Genomic DNA, 18329 nt, shown 5'->3' on the forward strand with positions numbered 1-18329 from the left:
CAAAATTGGCTGTGCACTTCAACTGTTTTTTAAACTACCTTATTGATTTATATTATCAAATTGTGGGGATTCCTCAGGGTCAAATCTTGACTTCATACATCATAATTTTTGACAGTCCGCTTATCGCTCACTGCAGACTATTAGCTTTATGTGCTTTTTAGTTGCCTATTACGCCAGCCGCTCTACTACGTCTTTTTAAAAAAGCTACGTCACGTCTAATATTATTCATTTTCACAACATGGTCGAAAGTTGATAATCCAGTTAAAAACCAAAGGAAGACGTCGATGAAGGCTGCTCGAATCGAAATAATAAAAGTTTAAAAATGGTGTTAAACGCTATTGCAAATAGTGATATTGAACAAGCGACTCACACTTTACTTAAATGCATTAATAATTTAACTATTGAGAAATGAGGTAGTTACTGCGAGTTTATAAAGTGTTTGGGTTTAGTAAAAAAAGCTTAACGAGTGAAGCAGTCTAACAACGCCAAAACTATTGCTTTAGTTTTGGCGCTTATTAAAGGGGTAATATTTACCCTTTCATTTGTTCAAGCTCTTTGCCTTTGGTTTCGTGTAAAAACTTAAATACAAATATGACTGAAACAAACGCGCAAAATGCGTAAAAACCATAAGCCCCTGCTAAACCTATACCGGTGAGCATGACAGGGAACGACCAGGTAATTAAAAAGTTAGCTATCCACTGGGCAAAGCCAGTAACTGCAAGGCCAGAGCCGCGAATTTGGTTAGGGAACATTTCTCCTAACATAACCCACATTACAGGGCCCCACGATAAGTTAAAAAAGAATACATACGCATTAGCGGCTATTAAAGCAACTATGCCCTGCTCTCCTAATTCTAAGTTACCTGTTGAGCCAATATCTGCGTTTAAAAAGGCATAAACAATAACCGAAAGCGTCACCGTCATACCAATTGAGCCGGTTAACAAAAAAGGTTTTCTGCCAATTTTGTCTATAAAACACATGGTAATAAACACTGCTAAAATACTTACAAAGCCGCTTATTATATTAATAAGTAACGCGTCAGATTCAGTAAAACCGGCTGCTTGCCAAAGTACCGCGCCGTAGTAAAAAACAACGTTAATGCCGACTAATTGCTGAAATGTAGCTAAGCCAATTCCTATCCAAACAATGGGACGTAAACGTTTTTTAGGTTTATCAATAAGATCAGATAATTTAGGTTGGTGTTTATCGCCAGCAAGAGACTCTGCTATTTCATTTAATTTAAGAGCGGCAGTTTCAGCACCATATAATGACGATAAAACACGTGCAGCAGCGTCTTTTTTACCAGCCATAATTAAGTATCGAGGGCTTTCGGGGATAAAAAATAAAGCGATTAAAAACAAGCATGCAGGTAATAACTCAACCCAAAACATCCAACGCCATGTTTCAAAGTCGAGCCAAAATATAGCCGTAGAGCCGCCAGCTGTGTTGGCTAAAAAATAGTTACTCACAAATGCGCTAAACAAACCAAAAATAATAGCCACTTGTTGCAGTGTAGAGAGCGTGCCTCTGTATCGTGCGGGGGCAATTTCGCTAATATAAGCTGGGGTCATAACCGATGCAGCCCCTACAGCTAAGCCGCCTAAAATGCGATAAATCACAAATTCAAACGATGTGACTGACACACCCGAGCCCCAAGCACTTATAATAAATAAAGCAGCGGCAAAAAGTAAAATTAGACGCCGACCAAATTTATCAGCCAATCGACCTGCGCAAAACGCACCAATGGCACAACCAATTAGCATGCTCGATACGTTAAATCCCGTACCCGCACTACTGGAGCCAAACGCCGTTTGTAATCCATCAACAGTGCCGTTAATTACACCGCTGTCAAAACCAAATAAAAACCCGCCAATGGTCGCAACAAAGCAAACCAGTACTATTAAAAGTACATTTTCTTTCTCGTTCATAAGTATCCATATTGTGTGTTGTTGTTATTTTATATAGATTTTGAAGCTCAAAAGGGTGTGCGTATTCGCTTATTTAGTTGTTTTTATTGGTTGAGCTTGATTCTCTTTCTATTAATTCAAAATCTAAAATATGTCTTAAGTCTAAGCTTTTTACATTGCTTAAATCGTTATACTGACCCGATGCAAGTAAAGTAATCGCAAGCTCAGCCATTTCATTAATGGGCTGTTTTACCGTAGAAATATTTGGCCAAACTATGGTTGCAAGTTGCGTGTCATCAAAGCCAACAACCGACAGTTCGCTTGGAATATTAATACCTTGTTTTTGAGCTATTGAGATTACAGCGGCAGCCATATCATCGTTAGCTGCAAAAATAGCCGTTGGTTTATCATCAAGCGAAAGTAATTTTATTGCCGCTTCCATACCCGATTGATAGGTAAAACTGCCCTGCTCTATATACTCAGGTGGCGTTATTATTTTATTAGAGCGCAGCGCATCTAAATAGCCTTGGTAACGCAAACGGCTAACACCTTGTTTAGTGTCGCCAATAATATGTGCAATTTTGCTATGCCCTTGATTTATTAAATGTTCTGTAACATCAAACGCTGCTTGGTAATCGTCCATGCATATATAAGGGGAGCGATTTAATTTTGTATCTGGCGTTATTCTTACAAACGGAATATTTGCTTTAGTAAGAACATCTAAAACCTGTTCGTTGTCGCACATAGGTGGCAGTAAAATCATGCCATCAACCTGTGTAACATCAATAAGTTGCTTTACCGATTCAATTGTTTTGTCAATATCGGTATGCGCTTCGTCAACAACAAGGTGGTAGCCCAATGCGCGGCATTTTTTAAGCGCTGCCAATAAAAATTGGCTTATGTAAGAGTCACTTGGGTTATCGTATAAAAGCCCTAAAAAGAATGACTTAGTACTAGCAAGGCGCCTAGCAGACACATTTGGCCTGTAATTTAATTGCTCAACAACAGCCATTACTTTTTCGCGGGTTTTGTCGCTTACTTTTTTGTCTTGGTTGAGCACGCGCGAAACCGTCATCATTGATACACCAGCCTGCTCGGCTACATCTTGTATTCTTGCTCTTTTAGTGTCGGCCATATTCTTATTACCTACTCACAATCATGTGATTGTTATAATTAACTTTCTTAATTTTCATTATACATAATTGTAAAGCTTGATATTGTTTACAGCGCGTTTTAAATGATTACTTATTGACAAAGTCTTATACTACACTGAAAATGTTAGCGCTAACAACAAATTTATAATATTCACACCCAATAATATAAAAAACTTAAAAAGGCCTATATTATGAGCATGCTGCAAAACCCAATTCTAAGAGGCTTTAACCCAGACCCAAACATTGTCAGAGTTAATAACGACTACTACATAGCCACTTCAACATTTGAATGGTTTGGCGGTGTGCAAATTCACCACTCTACCGATTTAGTAAATTGGCGAGTTATAGGCCAAGCACTTAACACCGTAGAGCAACTCGATATGCGAGGAGTGCCCGACTCTTGCGGCGTATGGGCACCGCAACTTAGTTACAATAATGGCCGTTTTTATTTGGTATATACCAATGTAAAAAGCTTTGATGGTCCTTGGAAAGACACACCAAACTATTTTGTATCAACCACTGATATTACCGGTAACTGGTCACAAGCGACTTACTTAAACTCTAGCGGTTTTGATCCGTCTATTTTTCACGATGATGACGGTAAAAGCTATTTGCTAAACATGCTGGTTGATCACCGCAACAACACACTATTTGGTGGCATAGTAATGCAAGAGCTTTGCCTAAAAACCAATAAGTTAATAGGCGATGTTAAACCTATATTTTCAGGCACAAAACTTGGTTGCACTGAAGGCCCACATATTTTAAAACGCGGCGATTACTACTATTTAATTACCGCTGAAGGTGGCACTGGGTATGAACACTGCATTAGTATAGCGCGTGCTAAAAACGTATTTGGCCCTTACCAAGTACACCCACACAACCCTATAATAACAGCAGTACATGAGCCGAGTAATGCGCTGCAAAAATGTGGCCATGGAGATTTTTTTCAAACGCAAAACAGTGATTGGTACACGGTATTTTTAACATCAAGACCACTGTCTGAGCGTGGCCGCTGCATTACAGGGCGTGAAACAGGGATTGAGCAAATAATCTGGAAAGACGATGGCTGGCCTTATGCAAAGCACACAAATAAAGCCCCCAGAATACACGTACCCGTTGAAGGTTTAACGCTAAATCCACAGCCGCAACCATCAACAAATATTAATTTTAGTAACGATGGGCTTACTGTTGATTTTCAGTCATTGCGTATACCCATGTGCAAAAGCTGGGTCTATAAAAATGCCCAAAAAGCATCGCTCACCCTAGTGGGAAAAGAGTCTTTAAGCTCATTGCATCAGCAAAGTTTTATTGCCAGGCGTGTACAGGCTCATCATACTGTTAGCAGCACATGCGTTGATTTTGCGCCGAGCAGTTTTCAGCAAATGGCGGGGCTAGTATGTTATTACAACACCGCTCATTACTACTATTTGCATATAAGCGGCGGCGATGTAGGCGATGAAACCATACCACGTTATTTAAATATAATAAGCTGCGATAAATACCAAACAAGCACGCCTGTTGCACCGCTTTTGCTTAAAACAAACAAACCTGTTTACTTAAAAGCTGATTTTAATGGCGCTCAGCTGCAGTTTTACTACGCCACCGAAAAAAGCTGCTGGATAAAGTTTGGTCCAGTGCTCGATGGCAGTATTTTATCTGATGATTACGTACAGCAATCACCACAAGGGTATCGCCCGTGTTTTACCGGTGCTTTTGTTGGTATGGCGTGCCAAGACTTATCGGGGCAAAATAAAGAAGCTCACTTTTCATTTTTTAATTATGACGAACCTAGCGGCGAATAAATCGCCGCCAGTTAAGTTTATTAGTTGATTTAGAGCTGATATAAAACCATTTAAAAGCTCATTCAAAGCTCTATTAAAACAGGGCTTTAATACGCTCCATTTGCGATTGTAAAAGTAAACTTTGAGAGTGGCTCATAATGTCACTCTCTCGTATATTTTCGCTCAGTAAGCGCCCTACTTCTTGGGCTTCAAAGCTGTAACCTTGTGACTGCCTCCCATCTTCAAAATGCTCAATTAAGTCATCAAGCTCATACAAAGAGCACTCATAAGCCCTAAATGCATCGGGTATTTTTATATAGCCTTTGTCGCCAATAATATACGCGCCATTCCCTAACCGGCATTGAAATGACGTTGCTAAGCTCACCATTACATCGCCACAATTAGCAGTAATAAGTACATCGTCTTCCACGCCTTTGTAGCGAATATTTGCTCTTACGTGTAAGTTTTCAAGGTCGTTATTTAAAAAGTAATTGGCAATCGCAAGCGGATAAATTCCCATATCGAGTAAACAACCGCCCGCTAAATCTGGGTTGTATTCACGCCCATCGGGATTAAAAGGCACAGGATAGCCAAAGTCAGCTTTAACATGTTTAATAGTGCCAATTCGCCCTTGCTCTACCCATTGTTTTGCTTTTTGTATTGCAGGTAAAAAGTACGTCCACATGGCTTCCATTAAAAATACGTCGTGCTTTTTAGCCAGTAAAGACAACTGCTTGCACTCTTCAGCCGAAACCGTAATGGGCTTTTCGCACAATACATGCTTACCTGCTTTAATAGCATCGCTGGCATTTTTAAAGTGAAAGTTATGCGGGGTCGCAATGTAAACTACATCAACGTTTTTATCGTCAAATAATGCCTGATACCCTTCGTAGGCATTGGCCGCACCATACTTGCTCGCAAAAGCGGTTGCATCATCTCCATTTCTTGCTGCAACTGCGTACGCAACACTATTATTTGTATGTGCTAAGTCTTCACAAAATTGTGCAGCAATTCGGCCACAACCAACAATACCCCAGTTTATTTTTTTCATAGTGTTTCCTTATGATCTTAAAAAGAAATTTAAGTGAACTCCAACAACCAAGCAATAAACTTGCAAATTAATTGTTAAACATAGTTTAAAACTAGCTTGACTTAACAATATCAAATCATTAATGTTAGCGCTAACACTAAAACAACATTAAGTATCACATTTATGTTCCTTGGTATCGATTTAGGCACTTCAGGTGTAAAAGTAATTATTTTAGACGAGCAAGACCAATTGCTTGCTCAAGCAAGTGGATCTTTAAGCGTTTCACGCCCGGCACCACTTTTTTCTGAGCAAAACCCTACAGATTGGTGGCTTGCTACCTGTAGTGCAATCGAGGAGCTTAAAAATACTCACCCTGCATTACTAAAATCGGTAAAGGCTGTGGGCCTTTCTGGGCAAATGCATGGCGCTACGCTGCTTAATAAAAACAATAACATTATTCGCCCAGCCATTTTATGGAACGACGGGCGCAGTGCAGCACAATGTGTAGAGCTTGAAAAACGCGAACCAAATTCTCGTAATATTACCGGCAACATAGCAATGCCTGGTTTTACTGCACCTAAATTGGTGTGGTTAAAAGAGTTTGAACCAGAAAACTTTGCAAAAGTAGCCAAAGTATTATTACCAAAAGACTACCTACGCTTTTTAATGACCGGTGATTTTGCATCAGACATGTCTGACTCAGCAGGCACACTGTGGCTTGACGTAGAAAAAAGAGCATGGTCGCAAAAAATGCTTAGCGCCTGCGACTTAACAGAGCAACACATGCCTACTCTTTTTGAGGGCACACAAATTACTGGAAAATTAACAGCCCAAGTTGCTGCTAAATGGGGTATGGAGCAAGTGCCTGTTGTTGCAGGTGGTGGCGATAATGCCGCAGGCGCTGCCGGTGTTGGCGTAGTAAGGCCTAAACAAGCGTTTTTATCATTAGGTACTTCGGGCGTTTACTTTGTTGCTAACGATAAATACCTGCCTAACCCAGAAGGTGCTGTACATACTTTTTGTCATTGCATTGAAAACACCTGGCACCAAATGTCAGTGGTGTTAAGCGCAGCAAGCTGTTTAACCTGGGTCACTAAATTAACCGGTTTTAAAAACGAAAGCGCATTGCTTGAACAAGTAAGTAAATGCGATTTTAGCAAACCAAGCTCAGTGATATTTTTACCTTATTTAACTGGCGAGCGTACGCCGCATAATAACCCCGATGCCAAAGGCGTATTTTTTGGTTTAGATAGCGATACCGATGCAGCAGCCCTTGGCCGCGCAGTACTAGAGGGCGTTGCTTTTGCTTTTGCCGATGGCCAACAAGTACTGCTTGATGCTGGCGCACAAATTGACGATGTAACCGTTATTGGTGGTGGCGCTAAAAGCCCACTGTGGGGAAAAATCATCGCAAGTGTACTCAACCGCCCCCTAATTTACCGAGAAGGCTCAGAAGTTGGCCCCGCATTTGGCGCTGCAAGACTTGCCCGAATAGCAGTAACACAACTCCCTGCACAACAAGTGTGTGTTAACGGCAAAGTAACGCAAACAATTGAGCCAGACCCAGTCATGCAAGACTTTTACGCACAGCAATACACAACATACAAAGCACTTTACCAAAGTGTAAAAACATACTTTTAATACACTATTATAAAATTAATGGAGCACATTATGAGCGAACAATTTTTTACAAACGTTGAAAAAATCAAATTTGAGGGTGAAAACTCTAAAAACCCATTTGCATTTCGTTACTACGACGAAAACCAAGTAGTGCTTGGCAAAACAATGAAAGAACATTTACGTTTTGCAGCCTGTTACTGGCATAACTTTTGTTCTACAGGGTTTGATATTTTTGGTGAAGGTACATTTGATCGTCCTTGGATCCAACCTGTAGGCAATCAATTAGAACTTGCTGAACAAAAAGTAAAAGTAGCCTTTGAATTTTATGAAAAATTAGGCGTTCCTTACTTTTGTTTTCATGATGTTGATATTGCCCCTGAAGGCAAAACACTACAAGAAAGCCACGATAACGTAACGCACATAGCTAACATTATCGAAAAAGAAATGCAGCGCACAGGTGTAAAACTACTGTGGGGTACTGCTAACTTATTCTCAAATCAGCGTTTTTGTGCCGGTGGTGCAACAAACCCTAATCCTAATACGTATGCATATGCAGCAGCACAAGTTAAACATGCAATGGAAATTACGCATCGTTTAGGCGGCGAAAACTACGTACTTTGGGGTGGCCGTGAAGGTTACGATACGCTACTAAATACAGACCTTGCACAAGAAAGCGAACAGTACGCACGCTTTTTGAAAATGGTTGTAGAGCACAAGAAAAAAATTGGTTTTAAAGGCACATTATTAATTGAGCCAAAACCACAAGAGCCAACTAAGCACCAGTACGATTACGATACAGCAACGGTTGCAGGCTTTTTATATAAGCATGGCTTACAAGACGAAATTAAAGTAAACATTGAAGCAAACCACGCAACACTTGCGGGTCATAGTTTCCATCACGAAATTGCAGTTGCTTGCGCTGAGGGCATTATGGGTAGTATTGATGCTAACCGTGGCGACATGCAAAACGGTTGGGATACTGACCAATTTCCTAACGACGTAGCCGAGTGCACACTTGTTGTTTACGAAATTTTAAAAATGGGTGGTTTTACAACCGGTGGCTTTAACTTTGACACTAAACTTCGTCGTCAATCGTGTGAGCGTGATGACTTATTCATTGGTCACATTGGCGGTATGGATACAATGGCTAAAGCATTACTCAATGCAGCAGCAATGATTGAAGGTGGCGAGCTGACTGATTTTGTTGAAAAACGTTACGCTGGTTGGAAAGAAGACCTAGGTCAAAGCATTCTAAATGGTGAGCAATCACTTGAGAGCCTTTCTGCCTTAGTACACGAGAACAACATCGATCCTAAGCAAGTTTCTGGTCGCCAAGAGCTGCTTGAGAATATTGTTAACCGCTACGTATAAGGACATCGCCTCGGTTTTAAAGCCGAGGCGTACATCATTATGAACTTGTTAGAACAACTCAAAAAAGTAACCACAGTCGTTGCCGACAGTGGCGATGTAGAGTCAATCAAAGCCCTACAACCGGTTGATGCAACAACCAATCCTTCGTTAATTTTACAAGCTGCAAAATTACCTCAATATAAACATTTAATTGAAGACGCTATACAAAAAGCTGGCAACAACGTTGACGCTATATGCGACCAACTTATTGTTAACTTTGGCTGTGAAATACTAAAAGTAATACCTGGGCGTATATCGAGCGAAGTAGATGCGCGTTTGTCGTTTGATACCCCAGCAAGTATTGCCAAAGGGCGTAAGCTTATTTCACTTTACGAGCAAGCGGGTATTTCAAAAGACCGCGTACTTATTAAACTTGCTTCAACGTGGGAAGGCATTAAAGCCGCCGAGCAGTTAGAAAAAGAAGGCATTAAGTGTAACTTAACACTGCTTTTTTCGATGGCTCAAGCCATTGCGTGCGCACAAGCTAACGTAACGCTTATATCTCCGTTTGTTGGGCGTATTCTTGATTGGTACAAAGCCCGCGATAATAAAGAATACACCCCAAGCGAAGATCCTGGTGTGCAGTCGGTTACAGGTATTTATCAGTACTATAAAAAGTACGATTATAAAACCGTGGTAATGGGCGCAAGCTTTAGAAACACCCAGGAAATAATCGAACTTGCTGGCTGCGATTTACTGACTATCTCGCCATCATTACTCAATGATTTACAAAGCCAAGAAGGTGAACTGGTTACAAAGCTTGACGCTGCAAACATTGCCAAAGCACCGCAAAGTGACTTAACCGCACTCACCCATGAGCAATTTTTATGGCAGCACAACGAAGATCCAATGGCCAGCGAAAAGCTCGGTGAAGGTATTCGTAACTTTGCCAAAGATCAGCGTGTTTTGGCTAAATTGGTTGAAGACTTACTAAACTAATTTCCCTCAAGCCTGCCACATTACGTGCGGGCTTTTTTAATTTTATTTGAGGTAATACATGACTCAGCTTTCTTCTCGTGCGCCTTTTGCTAATGCCATTCGCGCACTCAGTATGGATGCGGTACAGCAAGCAAATTCAGGGCATCCGGGCGCACCTATGGGTATGGCCGATATAGCCGAAGTACTGTGGAACGATTTTTTAAACCACAATCCAACCGATCCAAATTGGCCAAACCGAGACCGCTTTGTACTCAGTAACGGTCACGGATCTATGCTTATTTATTCTTTATTGCATTTAAGCGGGTACGAACTACCACTTAGCGAGCTTAAACAATTTAGACAAATGCATTCAAAAACCCCAGGTCACCCTGAATACGGTTATACCCCAGGTGTTGAAACAACCACAGGTCCGCTTGGCGCAGGTTTATCAAATGCCGTAGGTATGGCTATTGCCGAAAAAGCCCTAGCAGCACAATTTAACAAAGAGAGTTTTGATATTGTTGATCATTACACTTACTGTTTTATGGGTGATGGCTGTTTAATGGAAGGCATATCGCACGAAGCATGTTCGCTTGCAGGCACATTAGGCCTGGGTAAACTTATTGCTTTTTGGGATGATAACGGTATATCTATCGACGGACACGTTGAGGGCTGGTTTACCGACGACACCGCTAAACGCTTTGACGCTTACGGCTGGCATGTAATAAAAGATATAGACGGCCACGACCCAGAACAAATTGCCAGCGCCATTGCACAAGCCAAACTAGTGAGCGATAAACCTACCCTACTTTGTTGTAAAACCGTGATTGGCTTTGGCTCGCCAAATAAATCAGGCTCGCACGACTGCCATGGCTCGCCATTAGGCAATGACGAAATAACTGCTGCACGCAAATTTTTAAACCTCCCAAATAAAGCATTTAGTATCAGTGATGATATTTACGCCCATTGGGACGCTAAACAAAGCGGTGATAAAAAACAAAAACAATGGCAGCAACTGTTTAGCGACTACACCAATAGACACCCTGAGCTTGCTAAAGAATTTGAGCGCCGCGTAATTAAACGCACCCTTCCTGACAACTTTGAAGCTATTGCAAACAACTATATTGCACAGTGCAACAAAGACGCCGCTAACATTGCCAGCCGAAAAGCCTCGCAAAACACCATTGAAGCCTTTGCCCCGCATTTACCAGAGTTATTGGGTGGCTCTGCCGATTTAGCCGGTTCTAACTTAACACTGTGGTCTGGATCTAAAGGCATAAGCGCAGATGACGCCAGCGGTAATTACCTGTTTTATGGCGTGCGCGAGTTTGGTATGAGCGGCATTATGAATGGTATATCACTGCACAGTGGTTTTATTAATTACGGTGCTACATTTTTAATGTTTATGGAATACGCCCGTAACGCAGTAAGAATGTCAGCACTTATGGGTATTCAAAATATATTTGTGTATACCCACGACTCTATTGGCCAAGGTGAAGACGGCCCGACTCATCAACCTATTGAGCAACTAGCCAACCTACGTATGACCCCAAACTTAGTCACATGGCGCCCGTGTGATGCAGTAGAAACCGCCGTTTCGTGGAAAAACGCTATACAAAATCAGCAGCAACCTACGGCGCTTATTTTTAGTCGCCAAGGGCTCAACCACCAGCCACGCAGCGCTCAGCAAATTAGCGACATAGAAAAAGGCGGCTATATTCTTAGCGAAAGCAATAAAGCGCCTGAGCTTATTTTAATAGCAACGGGGTCTGAAGTTGATTTAGCAATGCAAGCCGCAAAAGAGCTTACAGCACAAAGCGTTGCAGTACGTGTGGTATCAATGCCAAGCACCACATTGTTTGACCTGCAATCAGACGATTATAAGCAAAGTGTATTACCAAACTCGGTTGCAAACCGCATTGCAATTGAAACATCACACCAAGATTACTGGCTTAAATATGTAGGCTTACAAGGCAAAGTAATTGGTATGAGCACTTTTGGTGAGTCGGCGCCAGGTAACGTGTTATTAGAGCACTTTGGCTTTACCACCAAAAACGTAGTTAGCACCGCGCAGGCGTTAATTAAAGCCAACGCCTAATACATTTAGTACGCGTAATGCGCGCAATAATACAATTTTATCCAATTAATGCGCTAAGCCTCCCAAAGCTCGGCGCATTTTTATAATTAACTAACAAAGGTGAACTATGAAATATTTACTATTAATTATGCTTTTTAGTGCAGGTACTAGTTTTAACGCATGGGCAAATGACAAGCAAAATGATGAACTAATGCTAACGATTTTTTTAAAACACGACCAATCAAAAAACCTCTCTGAAATAAAAGAAATACTAAACAACGCTAACTTTTACAAACACTTCCCACCAGAGGGCGCAACGGTAGAATCTTGGAAAGTAATGATGGGTATAGGGCAAGTAGTTACTCTGCGCTTTCCGGCAGCGCTACTGCCAAAAGTAAATTTATCAATAGAACGCTATGGCTGGAAAGCTTACAGCACTGAGTTTTACCCAACTTACGATCTGTATCCAATCGTAAAAGAAGAAATTAAAAAAGCCAGAACGAACAATTAAAAGAGTAACCAACATGACAACTTCAATTGTTCAATACACACTAAGTAATGAAACAAACGATACTATTTCTATTATTAACTACGGTGCCCGGCTTACCAGCTGGGTTACCCATGTTGATAATAAAAAACGAAATATTATACTTGGCTATTCTAATATTAATGACTATTTAAACGATACGTTTTACTTAGGCGCGGTAGCCGGTCCTTATGCAAACAGGCTAAATAACGCACAAGTACACATTGATAATAAAGCCTATGCGCTTAATAAAAACGAAGGAGTAAACCAACTCCACGGCGGTCAAAAAGCATTAAGCGACTTGTTTTGGCATCTCGATTACCATCAAAAAAACGTGTTAAGTTTAAGTATTACCCTACCCGATGGTTATAACGGCTACCCCGGTAAAACCACATTTAATGTGCTGTACAGCTTTACAACTAACAGTAAAAACCAAAGTAATCTTGATATTAAATTTACTATTACCAGCAATAAAAAAACCATTACGGGGCCTACATTACACCCGTATTTTAATCTAAATGGTATTACTAACAGCGCACAAGGGCATGTATTAACATTAGCCGCAGCGCATTATACGCCCGTGGATACACATGCCATTCCTACCGGTTTAATAGCCCCTGTAGCCAATACGCCTTTTGACTATACAAATGCGCGGGTGCTTAATAAAACCGATAAACTTGATCATAATTTTGTAACCGAGCAAACGCTTAACCTGCAAACTATTAAGCAACACGCGACGCTTACAAGCGCTGATGAAAAAGTAATGCTGAGTGTGCTTTCTAACTACCCTGCCATTCAGGTGTATACAGGGCAGCACTTAAAAGGTGCGTTTAATGCATATGACGGTATTTGCCTAGAGCCGCAATTTTGCCCCGACAGCCCTAATAACCCACACTTCCCATTTAGCTATTTAACACCACAAGTGCCTTTGCAAACGCATATTAGTTATTGCTTAACTAACTTGAAATCTTAATAATAAACCTATCAAAAATAGCTATTTTAAGCGCTTAAAACCAAAAAAGGATCGCTCTTAAGCGATCCTTTACGGGAGATTAAATGTTTTTTACTATTATAAATCGCTTACAAAGCTTTTAAGTTTTAACTCACGGTCAATTAATAATGGGTAATCGGTGCGCCCTTGCATTGGCCAATCGTTACGCCAAGTGCCTGCATCGCTTATACCCCAAAATGTTACGCGACTTACTTTATCGTCATGCTTTTTAAGTATGTTAAACACGGCTTTATAGCGCTCGCCTAACTGGGTGTTTACTTCACTCGGTAAACCATCTGGGTATGGGTTAAAGCGCTCTTGCAAGGCAATATCTAACGAAATATCAGCCCCTTGTTCTTCACCTTCTGGGAATGGCAAAACCGAAATATCAAGCTCAGTGATCATCACATCAATACCTGTGGCTGCGTATGCCACAATAGAGTCTTCCATTAACGAAAGCTCTGGGTTATCAAGCGAGTAATGCGCTTGCATACCAATACCATCTATTTCAATGCCTTTGCTTTGTAAGTTTTTAATAAGCGCAATTGCACCGGCTCGTTTTTCTGGCTTATACAAGTTGTAGTCGTTGTAATACAGCTTGGCATTAGGCGCTGCCTGCTTAGCGTATTTAAACGCGTATTCTATAAAGTCGTCACCAATAATGGTGCTCCATTTAGATTCGCGCAGTGTGCCGTCTTCGTTAAGTGCTTCGTTTACCACGTCCCATGCAAAAATGCGGTTTTGATAACGCCCTGCAACAGCATTAATGTGGTTTTGCATGCGCTTAAGTAATGCATCGCGGGTTAGCGGCTCGCCTTGTTCGTCTTCAAAAACCCAGTCGGGAGTTTGCGAATGCCACACTAATGTGTGCCCAACTAATTCTTGGTTGTTCTCTTGTGCGTACTGAACTAACGCATCAGCGGCTTCAAAATCATAAGTTTGAGGCTCTGGGTGTATACGCTCCCACTTCATAGAATTTTCTGGCGTAAAGGTATTAAATTGCGCTTTAGCCACGTTTAAATCTTCAGGCAAAGCCCCTAACACTTGGTCGCGGCTAATTGCTGTACCAATTTTAAAATGATCTTTAAATTGCGCTTTAAGCGTTAATTGCTCCGGCGCTTTTTGTGCTTTTAGTGTCGGTTTACTTTGCTCTGCTGAGCCATTACAGCCAAGTGCAAGGCTCGACATTCCTAATAAAATAGCAATCGTTAGTTTATTTTTATGCATGATGTACCTGTTGTGTGTTTTTTAGTGTGCAAGGTAAACTTAACACCATATAGTCTTTTTGACAACAACGTTTTATTAAAATAGACTGAACAAAAATAACACGAACAAAGTTCCTTAATCACACGCTTAACTAGCAAGAAAATCAGCAAGGACATACATGAAAAATCAAACAATAAAACTGCTGCTGTTAATTAGCGCATTTTTCGCTTCATTAATTTTCAGCGCCCTAATTCGCGCGGAGCAAACCAGCACTCACGTGCCTATTTGGCATAAATTAAGCTTAACCCTTGAAGGCCCGCACACCAGCGAGCTTGCCACGCCTAACCCCTTTACCGACTACCGCTTAGACGCTACATTTACCAGCCCCACTAACAGGCAATATGCAGTACCTGGGTATTATGCAGCCGATGCAAACACTGCTCAAACACATGCAACAGCAGGCAACAAATGGCAGGTTTTGTTTTCGCCCAACGAGCTTGGCAAATGGCGCTATACACTCTCATTTGTTAAAGGCAGTAATATCGCAAGCGTGCCATTAAATACTGTTACAAATGAGCAATCAGCCGGATTTTTTGATAAACAAACAGGCGAGTTTAATGTTACCGCCGCCACTAAATCATCCAGCAGTAAAGACTTTAAAAGCAAAGGTAAGCTTGAATACGTTAATAAACCTTATTTGCAGTTTAATAGCTCAAAAGAGTACTTTTTAAAAGCAGGGGCTAACAGCCCCGAAGTGCTGCTTGGCTTTTCAGGGTTTGATGCCACTTCCACAAAGCGTAACTACCAAGCGCACATAAAGCATTGGCAAAATAGCGACCCTACATGGCAAACAATCAATACAGAGACTGATAACAGTAGTCATCAATCTTCTAAAGGCATTATTGGGCTAATAAATTATTTAGCGTCGCTTAACATTAACGCGTATTACTTTTTAACCATGAACGCCTACGGCGATGGCGACCAAGTTTGGCCATGGCTTAGCAAAACCCAAACCACACGCTACGATGTATCTAAATTAGTTCAGTGGGATATTGTATTTAGCCACATGCAGCAAAAAGGCATAATGACTCACTTTGTAATGAGCGAAACCGAAAACGAATCACTGTTTGAATGGAACGAAAGCCAGCTTAAAAACGACTTTGCTGTTAGTCGTAAAATTTACTATCGCGAGTTATTTGCCCGCTTTGGCTATCATTTAGCAACCACGTGGAATATAGGCGAAGAAAACGGCTGGCAAGATCCAAGCGGCGACGATAAACAACAAAAAGCCAATACCACCAAACAAAGAAAGCAATTTGCCGATTACTTTCAATCACTCACCTACTATCCTGAGCATATTGTTGTACATAATGGCCCGTCGCTCGACTACCACATTTACGATAAACCAAACGACAATATTTTGGGCTACCCCGCCTACACAGGGGCAAGCTTACAAGGTGAACTTAAAACTAACACCACTTACGGCGATGTTTTAAAGTACCGCCAGCTTACTCAAAACAATCCTCACCCGTGGGTGATCACCATGGACGAGGCCTATATTTACGAGTATGCAAACAATGTAGATACGTGGCGTAAAAGTAACGTGTGGGCCACATTTATGGCAGGTGGCGCAGGTATTGAGTTTTATTTAGGCGGTGGCGGCGACTTAACAGAGCAAAATTTAACGCCATACAAAGATTACTATTTAGCGATGACCAACGCTGTTGCGTTTTTTCAAAAATACGTGCCTTTTACAAAGCTTACACCCACTCCAGAGCTTACAAAAACAGGCTGGGCGTTAAGTGATAACTCAGCGTTTTACTTATTTTATTTTAGTAACGCAAGCCAAGCTCAGGTCACATTACCAAATGCCTGCTATACACTCGACTGGTTTAACCCACGAACTAACAACTACATAAACGGCAAACGCTTTTGTGTAAATACCGCAACGAGTACACAACTGGCAACACCACCCAACACACCTAATAACGACTGGGTTTATTTAATTAACCTAAGCGCTAAATAATAAGGATAACAACCATGAATCATTTAACAGTTAAACATTGTGTAACCGGCGTATTACTTACAACCGCAGCCACCATAGCATTGCCTGTAAACGCAGCAGATAAACCCACACAACTTACATCAGCTATTGTGAGTCAAAAAGACGCGCACATTACTCACTACGAAGGCGGCGATTTTCATACTTACTTTTATGGCGATACACCACTCACCAAAGTTGCTATTACGGGCGTTGCGGTTATTAAACCTAATAACGAAATACATCCCGCCCACCAGCATCCTGATGAAGAATACTTAATGATTCTTGAAGGCTCTGGCACGTGGACGCTTAATGGCAAAAGCCAGCCAGCACGCACTGGAGATATTTTATTTGCAGCCCCTAATGACGTACACGGCATTTATAACAACTGCGATGTGCCACTTAAGTTTGTGGTAGTGAGGTATCAAGCTAAGTAGTTTTGAATGGCTTTTTTAGTTTTTAAGTGAAATAGACCAAGAGAATGATGCACAAAGAGGTTAAGAGACGCTTCGCTTTTAGAGGAAATAAAACAGCCTGATATATGATCAGGCTGTTCTATGTTTATTGCTTATACACTCTTTAGTTATGATGAAGTCAAAAAAATCTATTGTGAATATAACTTTAAACTCCTATCTGTATATAAATTCTAAAACTGACTAAGCGTTAAACAAAGTAAGAAGTTTCAACTATATTTTCTTATGTTAAATTTTAGTTTTGTTATTTGCTCAATGTGTATTCAACTTTACCCGAACCAAAATCTTCCAAAACAGCATGTACAAAATCTTTCGCATCAACAGAAATAAATAAATCTTGTTTAGTTAACTCCCAGAGAACTTTCACATTACGAAGTTTTAATTTTTCTCCAGATGGAAAAATAACTCGAGCTTCAATAGGCTCAATTACATCTTCTTTCTTAACATTACACTCAATTAAATTATCGATAATATTTTTATCAAGCCAGTCACTAATAAATAATACCTCACCACAATCTTCAATAGTTGAATCATATATATTGAAAGATACTTCCATTTCATTAGCTTCAAAAAATTTCTTTGTTTCAGGATCTCGAGCATCAAAATCAGCACTTAAATTTAAATATTGCTTTTGATAAATCTCACCGCTTATATCCACAATCTGAATGCATCCATCCCAATCTGAGCCTTCCGGGGGTCTGATTCTTTTTAGACTAATCTCATAGTGATTACAGAAATCAACTACTCCAGATTGAAATCCCTGTGTGGTAACAATTAATCCCTGACTATTCGCGATATCATTAAGTAGTCCTAACATGTTTCGAGCATGGATTAGTGATATTGGTTTAGAATAATATTTACACTCTATAAGTACTTTATGACTAACGCCTGCATATTTATATTCCCAAAAAACATCTATTTGATGTTCTACACCTGACTTACCTTTGATTTTTTGATCATGCTTAACTTCAAGGTTTTCAACACCTTCTGACTCCAATATAGATTTATATATCTTTTGGGTAAGTAGTTCATAATCTTTTGATGTTTCACAAAGTTCCAAAAGCAATCTCCTTGAACATAACAATATTAGTAAAGGACAATTTCATAACTAATTGATAGCAACTTATCCTAGTCTATTTCCTATATTAGTACCAAACACTATAACGTATTGCTAGTTATTAACTTTAAACTCCGC

Annotated in this window: 14 protein-coding genes; 9 read left to right on the forward strand and 5 right to left on the reverse strand. The window is 40.5% G+C overall.

Annotated features, from left to right (window positions below):
- Window positions 1–530: 530 nt before the first annotated feature.
- Both GQR56_RS13960 and GQR56_RS13965 read right to left on the reverse strand, forming a co-directional pair.
- Entirely contained in the window at window positions 531–1940 is a 1410-nt protein-coding gene (locus GQR56_RS13960) for a sugar porter family MFS transporter (RefSeq protein WP_346775767.1), read from the reverse strand.
- A gap of 61 nt (window positions 1941–2001) precedes the next feature.
- Window positions 2002–3042, reverse strand: a complete 1041-nt coding sequence (locus tag GQR56_RS13965; protein WP_166112491.1) for a LacI family DNA-binding transcriptional regulator — start codon at window positions 3040–3042, stop codon at window positions 2002–2004.
- Between the two features lie 210 nt (window positions 3043–3252).
- Here GQR56_RS13965 and GQR56_RS13970 point away from each other — a divergent pair, with 210 nt between their 5' ends.
- The gene (locus tag GQR56_RS13970) at window positions 3253–4863 is read left to right on the forward strand and encodes a glycoside hydrolase family 43 protein (protein WP_166112493.1); all 1611 of its coding nucleotides are present in this window, start codon (window positions 3253–3255) and stop codon (window positions 4861–4863) included.
- A gap of 73 nt (window positions 4864–4936) precedes the next feature.
- On the opposite strand, the gene GQR56_RS13975 is transcribed toward GQR56_RS13970, so the two are convergent.
- The gene (locus GQR56_RS13975) at window positions 4937–5893 is read right to left on the reverse strand and encodes a Gfo/Idh/MocA family oxidoreductase (protein WP_166112496.1); all 957 of its coding nucleotides are present in this window, start codon (window positions 5891–5893) and stop codon (window positions 4937–4939) included.
- A gap of 162 nt (window positions 5894–6055) precedes the next feature.
- Here GQR56_RS13975 and xylB point away from each other — a divergent pair, with 162 nt between their 5' ends.
- The 6 genes from xylB to GQR56_RS14005 all read left to right on the forward strand — a co-directional run bounded on the left by xylB (window position 6056) and on the right by GQR56_RS14005 (window position 13396).
- Window positions 6056–7513 (forward strand): xylulokinase, encoded by a 1458-nt coding sequence (xylB, locus tag GQR56_RS13980; protein ID WP_166112499.1) that lies wholly within the window; start codon window positions 6056–6058, stop codon window positions 7511–7513.
- 30 nt (window positions 7514–7543) lie between these two features.
- Complete coding sequence (xylA, locus tag GQR56_RS13985; RefSeq protein ID WP_007375167.1) at window positions 7544–8863, forward strand: xylose isomerase; 1320 nt, start codon at window positions 7544–7546, stop codon at window positions 8861–8863.
- Window positions 8864–8902: 39 nt separating this feature from the next.
- Window positions 8903–9841 carry a transaldolase gene (gene tal / locus GQR56_RS13990; protein WP_166112502.1) on the forward strand — a complete coding sequence of 313 codons (939 nt, stop codon included), beginning with the start codon at window positions 8903–8905 and terminating at the stop codon, window positions 9839–9841.
- Between the two features lie 58 nt (window positions 9842–9899).
- On the forward strand, window positions 9900–11918 hold the full coding sequence (tkt, locus tag GQR56_RS13995) for a transketolase (protein WP_166112505.1): 2019 nt from the start codon (window positions 9900–9902) through the stop codon (window positions 11916–11918).
- A gap of 106 nt (window positions 11919–12024) precedes the next feature.
- Window positions 12025–12408 carry a hypothetical protein gene (locus GQR56_RS14000; RefSeq protein WP_166112508.1) on the forward strand — a complete coding sequence of 128 codons (384 nt, stop codon included), beginning with the start codon at window positions 12025–12027 and terminating at the stop codon, window positions 12406–12408.
- A 13-nt stretch (window positions 12409–12421) separates the two neighbouring features.
- Window positions 12422–13396 carry an aldose epimerase family protein gene (locus GQR56_RS14005; protein ID WP_166112511.1) on the forward strand — a complete coding sequence of 325 codons (975 nt, stop codon included), beginning with the start codon at window positions 12422–12424 and terminating at the stop codon, window positions 13394–13396.
- Window positions 13397–13492: 96 nt separating this feature from the next.
- On the opposite strand, the gene GQR56_RS14010 is transcribed toward GQR56_RS14005, so the two are convergent.
- Window positions 13493–14641, reverse strand: coding sequence for an endo-1,4-beta-xylanase (locus GQR56_RS14010; RefSeq protein WP_166112514.1), 1149 nt, complete (start codon window positions 14639–14641; stop codon window positions 13493–13495).
- Between the two features lie 157 nt (window positions 14642–14798).
- Here GQR56_RS14010 and GQR56_RS14015 point away from each other — a divergent pair, with 157 nt between their 5' ends.
- Together GQR56_RS14015 and GQR56_RS14020 are read left to right on the forward strand one after the other, a co-directional pair.
- The gene (locus tag GQR56_RS14015) at window positions 14799–16646 is read left to right on the forward strand and encodes a DUF5060 domain-containing protein (RefSeq protein WP_166112517.1); all 1848 of its coding nucleotides are present in this window, start codon (window positions 14799–14801) and stop codon (window positions 16644–16646) included.
- Between the two features lie 14 nt (window positions 16647–16660).
- Window positions 16661–17098: a cupin domain-containing protein gene (locus GQR56_RS14020; RefSeq protein WP_166112520.1), complete on the forward strand. Its 438-nt coding sequence runs from the start codon at window positions 16661–16663 to the stop codon at window positions 17096–17098.
- Between the two features lie 280 nt (window positions 17099–17378).
- On the opposite strand, the gene GQR56_RS14025 is transcribed toward GQR56_RS14020, so the two are convergent.
- Window positions 17379–18194, reverse strand: a complete 816-nt coding sequence (locus GQR56_RS14025; protein ID WP_166112523.1) for a restriction endonuclease — start codon at window positions 18192–18194, stop codon at window positions 17379–17381.
- Window positions 18195–18329: the final 135 nt, after the last annotated feature.

The organism is Pseudoalteromonas sp. Z9A5, from assembly GCF_011378875.1.
Taxonomy (GTDB): Bacteria; Pseudomonadota; Gammaproteobacteria; order Enterobacterales; family Alteromonadaceae; genus Pseudoalteromonas.

What these genes read in the sequence shown, in the direction of transcription:
- GQR56_RS13965 (WP_166112491.1), bottom strand. Translation starts at nt 3,042, where the DNA reads ATGGCCGACACTAAAAGAGCAAGAATACAAGATGTAGCCGAGCAGGCT.
- GQR56_RS13970 (WP_166112493.1), top strand. Translation starts at nt 3,253, where the DNA reads ATGAGCATGCTGCAAAACCCAATTCTAAGAGGCTTTAACCCAGACCCA.
- GQR56_RS13975 (WP_166112496.1), bottom strand. Translation starts at nt 5,893, where the DNA reads ATGAAAAAAATAAACTGGGGTATTGTTGGTTGTGGCCGAATTGCTGCA.
- xylB (WP_166112499.1), top strand. Translation starts at nt 6,056, where the DNA reads ATGTTCCTTGGTATCGATTTAGGCACTTCAGGTGTAAAAGTAATTATT.
- xylA (WP_007375167.1), top strand. Translation starts at nt 7,544, where the DNA reads ATGAGCGAACAATTTTTTACAAACGTTGAAAAAATCAAATTTGAGGGT.
- tal (WP_166112502.1), top strand. Translation starts at nt 8,903, where the DNA reads ATGAACTTGTTAGAACAACTCAAAAAAGTAACCACAGTCGTTGCCGAC.
- tkt (WP_166112505.1), top strand. Translation starts at nt 9,900, where the DNA reads ATGACTCAGCTTTCTTCTCGTGCGCCTTTTGCTAATGCCATTCGCGCA.
- GQR56_RS14000 (WP_166112508.1), top strand. Translation starts at nt 12,025, where the DNA reads ATGAAATATTTACTATTAATTATGCTTTTTAGTGCAGGTACTAGTTTT.
- GQR56_RS14005 (WP_166112511.1), top strand. Translation starts at nt 12,422, where the DNA reads ATGACAACTTCAATTGTTCAATACACACTAAGTAATGAAACAAACGAT.
- GQR56_RS14010 (WP_166112514.1), bottom strand. Translation starts at nt 14,641, where the DNA reads ATGCATAAAAATAAACTAACGATTGCTATTTTATTAGGAATGTCGAGC.
- GQR56_RS14015 (WP_166112517.1), top strand. Translation starts at nt 14,799, where the DNA reads ATGAAAAATCAAACAATAAAACTGCTGCTGTTAATTAGCGCATTTTTC.
- GQR56_RS14020 (WP_166112520.1), top strand. Translation starts at nt 16,661, where the DNA reads ATGAATCATTTAACAGTTAAACATTGTGTAACCGGCGTATTACTTACA.